Source organism: Paracoccus halophilus (assembly GCF_000763905.1).
Taxonomy (GTDB): Bacteria; Pseudomonadota; Alphaproteobacteria; order Rhodobacterales; family Rhodobacteraceae; genus Paracoccus; species Paracoccus halophilus.
Map to the genome: position 1 here is coordinate 22,462 of NZ_JRKN01000034.1, position 7,616 is coordinate 30,077.

The 7,616-nt window shown below is 64.7% G+C and carries 6 protein-coding genes and 2 pseudogenes; 6 read left to right on the top strand and 2 right to left on the bottom strand.

The genetic code is table 11. The features are described 5' to 3' along the window. Positions 1–20 precede the first annotated feature (20 nt). Positions 21–758 (top strand): GntR family transcriptional regulator, encoded by a 738-nt coding sequence (locus IT41_RS16400; protein ID WP_036743416.1) that lies wholly within the window; start codon positions 21–23, stop codon positions 756–758. Between the two features lie 15 nt (positions 759–773). On the opposite strand, the gene IT41_RS16405 is transcribed toward IT41_RS16400, so the two are convergent. Then, on the bottom strand, positions 774–1,649 hold the full coding sequence (locus IT41_RS16405) for a LysR family transcriptional regulator (protein ID WP_036743418.1): 876 nt from the start codon (positions 1,647–1,649) through the stop codon (positions 774–776). A gap of 167 nt (positions 1,650–1,816) precedes the next feature. Here IT41_RS16405 and IT41_RS16410 point away from each other — a divergent pair, with 167 nt between their 5' ends. The 4 genes from IT41_RS16410 to IT41_RS16425 are packed head-to-tail and all read left to right on the top strand — an operon-like array spanning position 1,817 to position 6,816. Then, a complete protein-coding gene (locus IT41_RS16410) occupies positions 1,817–3,058 on the top strand; it encodes an FAD-dependent oxidoreductase (RefSeq protein ID WP_036743420.1) in 1,242 nt (413 codons plus the stop codon). Positions 3,059–3,067: 9 nt separating this feature from the next. Next, positions 3,068–3,337, top strand: coding sequence for a sarcosine oxidase subunit delta (locus tag IT41_RS16415; RefSeq protein ID WP_036743422.1), 270 nt, complete (start codon positions 3,068–3,070; stop codon positions 3,335–3,337). Beyond that, positions 3,334–6,204, top strand: coding sequence for a 2Fe-2S iron-sulfur cluster-binding protein (locus IT41_RS21915; protein ID WP_036743423.1), 2,871 nt, complete (start codon positions 3,334–3,336; stop codon positions 6,202–6,204). The genes IT41_RS16415 and IT41_RS21915 overlap by 4 nt, the downstream gene beginning before the upstream one ends. Next, the gene (locus tag IT41_RS16425; protein ID WP_036743424.1) at positions 6,205–6,816 is read left to right on the top strand and encodes a hypothetical protein; all 612 of its coding nucleotides are present in this window, start codon (positions 6,205–6,207) and stop codon (positions 6,814–6,816) included. 74 nt (positions 6,817–6,890) lie between these two features. Here the strand turns inward: IT41_RS16425 and IT41_RS20910 are convergent. Beyond that, a pseudogene (locus tag IT41_RS20910) lies at positions 6,891–7,016 on the bottom strand (IS481 family transposase); the annotation flags it as partial. Positions 7,017–7,117: 101 nt separating this feature from the next. Here IT41_RS20910 and IT41_RS16430 point away from each other — a divergent pair. Further along, positions 7,118–7,616, top strand: a pseudogene (locus IT41_RS16430) (transposase); the annotation flags it as partial.

Here is a 7,616-nt window from a genome sequence, read left to right on the forward strand (position 1 = left end):
GAACACGTTTCAGGATAGAAATGGACAAGGCAGTTGACGAGCGGGACGGCCAGAAGGTCGCCAGAAAGATCCGGGAGGCCATCCTGCGGCTGGAATTGCGGCCAGGCCTGACACTGGACGAGGCGGACCTTGCCGAAAAGATGAACGTGTCGCGCACCCCGGTGCGAGAAGCGATCATCCAGCTGATCTCGGACGGGCTAGTTCAGCGCCATGGGCGCAAGGCCATCGTTGCCACGATGGATTTCGACGAAGTGCCCAAGCTTTACGACGCTTTGCTGGTCTCAAGCCGGCTGATCCACCGCCTGGCAGCCGAGCATCGGACCGAGGAAGACCTGGCCGCCATCGAAAGGACTATGCTGGACTTCGAGCAAAGCACCGACATCTCGAACGGCGTCGCGCGGTCCGAGGCCAATTTGCAATTTCATCTGGCAATCTCGCGCGCGGCGCATAACCGCTATTTCTCCGGCTTCTACGACAGCGCGTTGCTTAGTACGATCCGGCTTGCGCGGGCCTGTTTCGCACAGGTCGGCACGGTGGAATACCTTAACCCGACCACGAAAGAGGAACTGGCCGCACATTTGGCCGAGACAGAGCGCCAGCACCGCGCCCTTTTTGCCGCGATCAAGGCCGGCAGTGTCGAGCTTGCCGACCAGATCGCTGTGGATCACTATGTCCTGACTCGGCGGCGGGTCGAAAAGGTACTGTTCCACGTCGATCCCGCGGTCGAGCAGGTGGACCTGTCCGTCGCTCCCCCCTAATCAGGGGAGCATCGATCAAGGGGCCAAGCCGAAGACCGTCTGGCAAGCGCGCACGAAAGCGCTGACCGCCGGGTGCCGCGCGCCCGAGCGCTGCCAGATCACCCCGGTCTGGCGAGCCTCGCCGCCCAGCAGCACCTGCTTGCGCAGTTTGATCTCCGCCGGCCAAGGTGGCGCCCAATCCGGTACGATGGCGACCCCCAGGCCCCGGTCCACCATCGCCGCGATGGCGTCCAGCGCGTCCAGCTCAAGCCACTCTTGCACCGCAAGCCCGTGATCGCGGATGTATCTGTCGACGATCTGCCCGCCCCACTGGTTGCGGTCATAGCGGATGAAGCGCGACTGCGCGATTAGCGAGTGAGGGTCCAGATCGGGCGCGCTTTTCGATGCGATAAAGACCAGCGGTTCGTCCCGGATCGTCAGCCAATCGGTCGATTTCGGGATCGAGAACTGCGGCTTGACGATGATAGCCGCGTCAAGCTGACCCGCAACCACGCGATGATATAGATCGACGGAGGATCCTGGCTGCACAAAATATTCGATCGAGGGATGATCGGCTGCAAGCCGCGTGATGACGCCGGGCAGCAGGCCGGTCAGCGAAGTCGCCGTCGCCCCTAGCCGCAACTGCCCCGCTGGCACCCCGTTCGCCGCCAGCGCCTGCAAATCGCGCGCGCCCTGCACCAGCACCCGGGCATGATCCAGGATGGCCTGCCCCTCGGCCGTGGGCTGTACCGTCCGCCCCGAACGCAGTACCAGCCTGTGGCCCAATTCCTGCTCCAGTGCGCGCAACCGCTGCGCCAGCGCGGCGGGGGTGCGGTTCAGCCGCCGCGCCGCCTGGGCGATCGAGCCGCAATCGGCGATGGTGATGAAGGTTTCTAGAAAGCGTATATCCATAGGCTTTCCTATCATCCCGGCGCGCAAACACCAGTTTTTCCGGTGCTTTTGGCAGGTGTATTTTCGTTGTCTAGTCATAACGAAAACGGGGTCATAGGGGCCGGTTCCGTTTCTTGCCCGCGTCCCTGCCCCAAGGCAGAAATGGGGTCAGCAAACGGGATGGACAAATGCCGCTGGAGCTTCTGAAATACGGGTTGAGACGGGGTCACAAGCCCTTTCACGACATTCCCCCAACCCCGGACCTGCGCCGCAGCTATGATGTCGTCATCATTGGCGGCGGTGGGCACGGCCTGGCGGCCGCCTATTACCTGTCGCGCTACCACGGCATCACCAATGTCGCTGTGCTGGAAAAAGGCTACCTGGCCGGCGGCAATACCGCGCGGAATACGACGACGGTGCGCTCAAACTACCTGACGATCCCCTCGATCGAATTCTACCGCGAGGGCGTGTCGCTGTTCGAGAATATGTCCCACGAACTGGGCTTCAACGTCATGTTCTCGCAGCGGGGACAGCTGACGCTGGCCCATTCGGATGGCGCGATGCGCAGCTTCCGCCTGCGCGCCGAGATGGGCAAACATGCCGGCACCCGTATCGAGGTGGTCGATGCCAGAGGGGTGCAGAAAATCTGTCCGCATGTGAACATGGATTTCGGCGGCCAGCACGAGGTTCTCGGTGGACTGTGGCACGCAGATGGCGGCACTGCTCGCCATGACGCGGTCGCCTGGGGCTATGCCAAGCGCGCCGCCGAAAACGGGGTCCAGATCCACCAGCGCACCGAGGTCACGGGCTTCGGGGTTTCCGGCGACCGCGTCACCGAAGTGCGAACCAATCGCGGCACCATCCAGGCCGGGCAGGTGCTGCAAGCCGCGGGCGGGATGAACGGGCGCATCGCCGAAATGGCCGGCATCAGGCTGCCGATCCGCTGCTTTCCCTTGCAGGCGATGGTCACGCAGCCGCTGAAGCCGTTCCTGGATATCCTGCTGTCGTCGTCGGACCTGCACACCTACCTGGTGCAGTCCTCGCGCGGGGAAATCGTGATTGGCGGCGGCACCGACCCCTATCAGCTTGCCTCGACTCGCTCGACCCTGCCGCAGAAAGAGGCGCTGGCCACCGGAGCGCTGCAATTGATGCCTTTCCTGCACAACGTCAAGCTGCTGCGGCAATGGGCCGGGATCACCGACATCACGCCCGATTTCAGCCCGATCATGGGGGCTTCGCCATTGCAGAACTACTGGCTGGACGCGGGCTGGGGAACCTGGGGCTTCAAGGCGACGGGCGTGGCGGGCAAGCGCATGGCCGAGACCGTCGCGACGGCGCGGGTGCCCGACATCCTGCGGCCCTTCGCGCTGGACCGCTTTTCGCGGTTCGAGCTGCTGAACGAAATGGGCGCCACGGCGGCCGGGCATTGAGGGAATACCATGAAGATCATGACCTGCCCGGTGAACGGGCCTCGCAACATCTCTGAATTCCAGTGGCTCGGGCCCGTGCATGACACCGCCGAGGCGACGGATGCAGACCTGCTGAACCGGCTGTTCTTCGCACCGAACCCGATGGGGGTCTTGCGCGAATGGTGGCGGCACACTCCTTCTAACACCGTCTTCATCGCAGAGCGCGACCTGACGACCGACGAAATCCTGCGCAGCTACCTGAAGGGTTCGGACGCAGACAGAACCGCGAGCCCGGCATGAACAACAGACTTGGCAACGGCTGGGGAAGCCGGATCGACCGTAACGCCAGCATGGCCTTCACCTTCGAAGGCCGCCCCGTCACCGCCCACCCCGGCGACACCATCGCCAGCGCGCTGGCGGCCAATGGCGAATGGGTGCTGTCGCGCTCGTTCAAGTATCACCGCCCGCGCGGGGTGCTGACGATGGCCGGGCAGGACGCCAACACCCTGGTCCAAATCGGCGACGAGGCGAATGTCCGCGCCGACCTACGCGAGGCCGCCCAGGGCATGGCCGTGACGCCGCTGAACGTCAGCGGCAGCCTGCGCCGCGACCGGGGCCGCATCATCGACCGCCTCGGCCGCTTCCTGCCGGTGGGTTTCTATTACCGGACCTTCTTCGGGCCGGGCAAGAACAGCTGGCTGAAGCTGTGGGAGCCGATCATCCGCGCCTCGGCCGGGCTGGGCACCGTCAGCCTGACCCCCGCGCGGCGCCATTACGCCAAGGAAACGCGCCATTGCGACCTGCTGGTGGTGGGTGCTGGTCCCGCCGGCCTTGCCGCCGCCATCACCGCCGCAAAGGCGGGCGCCGACGTAATCCTGGTCGAGAAAGAGCCGGAACTGGGCGGCGCGCTGACCTATGCCCGCTTTGACGCCAATGCCGCCGACGCCGCTTGCAAGTTGGCCGAGCTTCGCGACAAAGCAGCGGCGGCAGGAATCACCGTCCTGACCGGCGCGACCTGTAACGGTCGCTTTGCCGACAACTGGATGCCGGTCCTGCAAGGCGACCGCCTGATCCGCATCCGCGCGGCCGAGTTGGTGCTGGCCACCGGCGCACATGAACAACCGCTGATCTTTCGAAACAACGACCTGCCCGGCGTGATGCTGTCCTCGGCCGCACAGCGCCTGATGCGCCATTACGGCGTGCGGCCGGGCCAAAGGGCGGTAGTCTATGCCGGCGACCGCGACGGCTACCTGGCGGCGCTGGACCTGGACGATGCAGGCGTCCGGATCGCCGCCGTGGTCGATCCCGAGACCGAGGATCGCGATGGGCTTTCCGATGTGCTGATCCAGCGCGGGCTGACGGTCATGCGTGGCTGCCGGATCACCGAAGCGCAAGGCAATCGCGGCGGGTTGCACCTGAAATCGGTCGAGATCCGCGACGACAACGGCACCGCAACCTCGCTGGATTGCGATCTGCTGGTCGTGGCGGGCGGCTATACGCCGGGCTACCAGCTTGCGTTGCATGCTGGCGCCCGGCTCACCTCGGACGACAGCGGCACGCGTTTCTCGATCACCGGGATGCCGCCGCATGTCCACCTGGCAGGCGCGGCAGCGGGGTTGAGCGACCTTGGTGCGGTCGTCGCCAGCGGCGAGATCGCCGGGACACGCGCTGCGGCGGGGCTGGGCCTTTTGCCTGCGCAGGACCTGCCCGCCCCGGTTCAGGCCCGATGGCGCCGCGCCGTGCCCTCGCAGGCCCATCCGAAGGGCCGCGATTTCGTCGATTTTGACGAAGACCTGCAAGTCAAGGACATCGAGAACGCCATCGCCGACGGCTATCGTGAACTGGAACTGATCAAGCGCTATTCGACCGTCGGCATGGGGCCGTCGCAAGGTCGCCACGCCGCGCTGGCCACGGCCCGCATCGTCGCCCGCAAGACCGCGCGTAGCTTGGCCGAGGTCGGCATCACCACGTCGCGCCCGCCCTTCGGCCCCGAGAAGCTGGGCCTGCTGGCCGATACCACGCCCGAGCGCTATCGTCACACCGCGCTGCACGCCGTCCACCAGGCCGCCGGTGCCCGCATGTCGCCCGTCGGGGCATGGTGGCGTCCCCTGGCCTATCCGGGCACGGCTCCGATGTCTGATGCGATCCGACGCGAGATCCGCCTGGTGCGCGAGGCCGTGGGGATGCTGGACGTCTCGACCCTAGGCAAGCTGGAGCTGCGCGGCAAGGATGCGGCGACGTTCCTGGACCGCATCTATACCATGGCCCATGCCAGGCAACCCGTGGGCCGAGTGCGCTATTGCCTGGCGCTGAACGAGATGGGTTCGATCCTCGACGACGGCGTAGCCTATCGGCTGGCCGAGGATCATTTCTACGTCACCGCCACCACCGGTGCGGTCGAGCGTCTTTATGCCGAGATGATGCTGCAAAAAACCCTCTGGGGAATGGAAGTCGATATCCAGAACGTCACCGCCGCTTTCGCCGCCATCAACCTGACCGGTCCCCACGCGCGCGAGGTGTTGCAGCGCCTGCCCGGCAGCATCGACTTTACCCGCGAGGGTTTTGCCTATCTCGACGGCCGCAGCGGCGAGTTGGCGGGTTGCCCCGTCCGCGCCATGCGGATCGGCTTTACTGGCGAACTCAGCTATGAGTTGCACCTGCCCCAATCGCATGCTCCGGCGCTGTGGGCGGCGCTAGCGCAGGCCGGCGCGGAACCCTATGGGCTGGAAGCCTCGCGCATGCTGCGCTTGGAAAAAGGCCATATCATCATCGGGCAGGACACCGACGCGCTTTCGACCCCGGACGAGTTGGACATGGGCTGGGCCTTGTCCCGCAAGAAGCCATTCCATGTCGGCAAGGCCGCGACCGAGCAGCGACGCGCCATGGGCCGGAAGCGACAGCTTTGCGGCTTTGTGCTGCCGGGCGGCAACGACGCCGGGATCGGGGAATCCTCGCTGGTGCTGTCGAACGGGCAGCCGATCGGGCATGTCACCTCATTCGGCCACTCTCCCACACTGGGGAAATGGATCGGGCTAGCCTATGCGGCGCCCGAAGACGCCAAGCCGGGATCACAAATCCGCCTGCGCGGCTTCTCGGCGACCGAGATCAAGGCGCCGGTGGTGGCGCTGCCCTTCTACGACGCAGACAACACACGACAGGAGATCTGAATGACCGCGCTTGCCGCCCCGGCCCGAAGCTGGCCGCTGGATCACCGCCTGCCGCTGCTGAAGGGCTGGCCCACCGATGACCGGAACCGGATGCTGGACCTGTCGCCGCTGCCGCGCCTCGGCCTGCGTGGCCCCGGCACCAGCGCATGGCTGGCCGGACAAGGCTGCCCGTTGCCCGAGACCATCCACCGCAGCGCCGGAACTGAAGGCATGACCATCCTGCGTCTGGGCGCTGAGGAAGTCGTGATCCTGTCCGATCCCCTCGCCGATCCGGATCGACTGACGCGGCTTCAGCAGGACTGGCAAGCCACAACCGGCCCCAAGGGATTCGACGCCTATCGCGACGAGGGCTGGTGCTGGCTTTGCTTGAGCGGCCCCGCCATCTCCGACGCCCTGCCGCTGCTGACCGCCATCGATACCCGCCCCAACGCCTTTGGCCTGGGCACCGTCGTCCAGACACGCGCGCTGCACATGGATGCAGTCCTAGTGCGGACCGACCGGGGCGGGGTGCCCAGTGTAGACATCCTGTTCGATGTAGCTTCCTCGGGATTCGCTGCAGATTTCATTGCCGACGTGCTGCCCGGCTTTGAAATGGGCCGGCTGGTGCGGTAAACGGTTTCGTTCCCAGTTCACCTACTCGACGGAGAAGAACGAAGTCATGCTAAAGTGCCTACGTTCCATATTGCTTACGTGTTCAGTCCCGGCATCTGGTGGATCGGATTGACGATGAATCTGTCTGGCTCTGAAGTCCAGACCTTGCAGATGTATTCGTAGGGTGTGAGGCCGCTGAGGGTCTTGAGTCTGCGGGCGAAGGATAACGTACAAATTCTTTCGCACATTTGACGGTGGTGACGGTTCCTTTCAGACTTTCTGAGAGGAGCAGAGAATGGACGAGAAGGGGAAACCCAAAGCGATGGGTCAAGTGATCCAGATCGACGAGGCACGTATCCGCGATTATCTTGGCGAGATGGTTCGCGGGACGGTCTAGGAAGCACTGAACGCGATGCTGGATGCGGAAGCCGACCGTCTGTGCGGCGCGGGTCGGTATGAACGCAGAGAGGGCCGCCAGGACACCTGCGCGGGCAGCTATGAACGGTCGCTGGATACGAAGGCCGGCAAGGTCGGCCTGAAGGTTCCGAAGCTGCGTCGGCAGACATTTGAGACGGCCATCATTGAGCGGTATCAGCGGCGCAAAAGCAGCGTGGAGGAAGCTCTGATCGAGATGTATCTCGCCGGCGTGTCCGTGCGGCGGGTGGAAGATATCACAGAGGCGCTGTGGGGCACGCGGGTCAGCCCGGGTACGGTGTCGAACCTCAACAAGAAGATCTATGCGAAGATCGACGCCTGGCGGCACCGCAGGATCGAGGGCGATCACCCTTACGCCTTTCTCGATGGCATCGTCATGAAGCGGT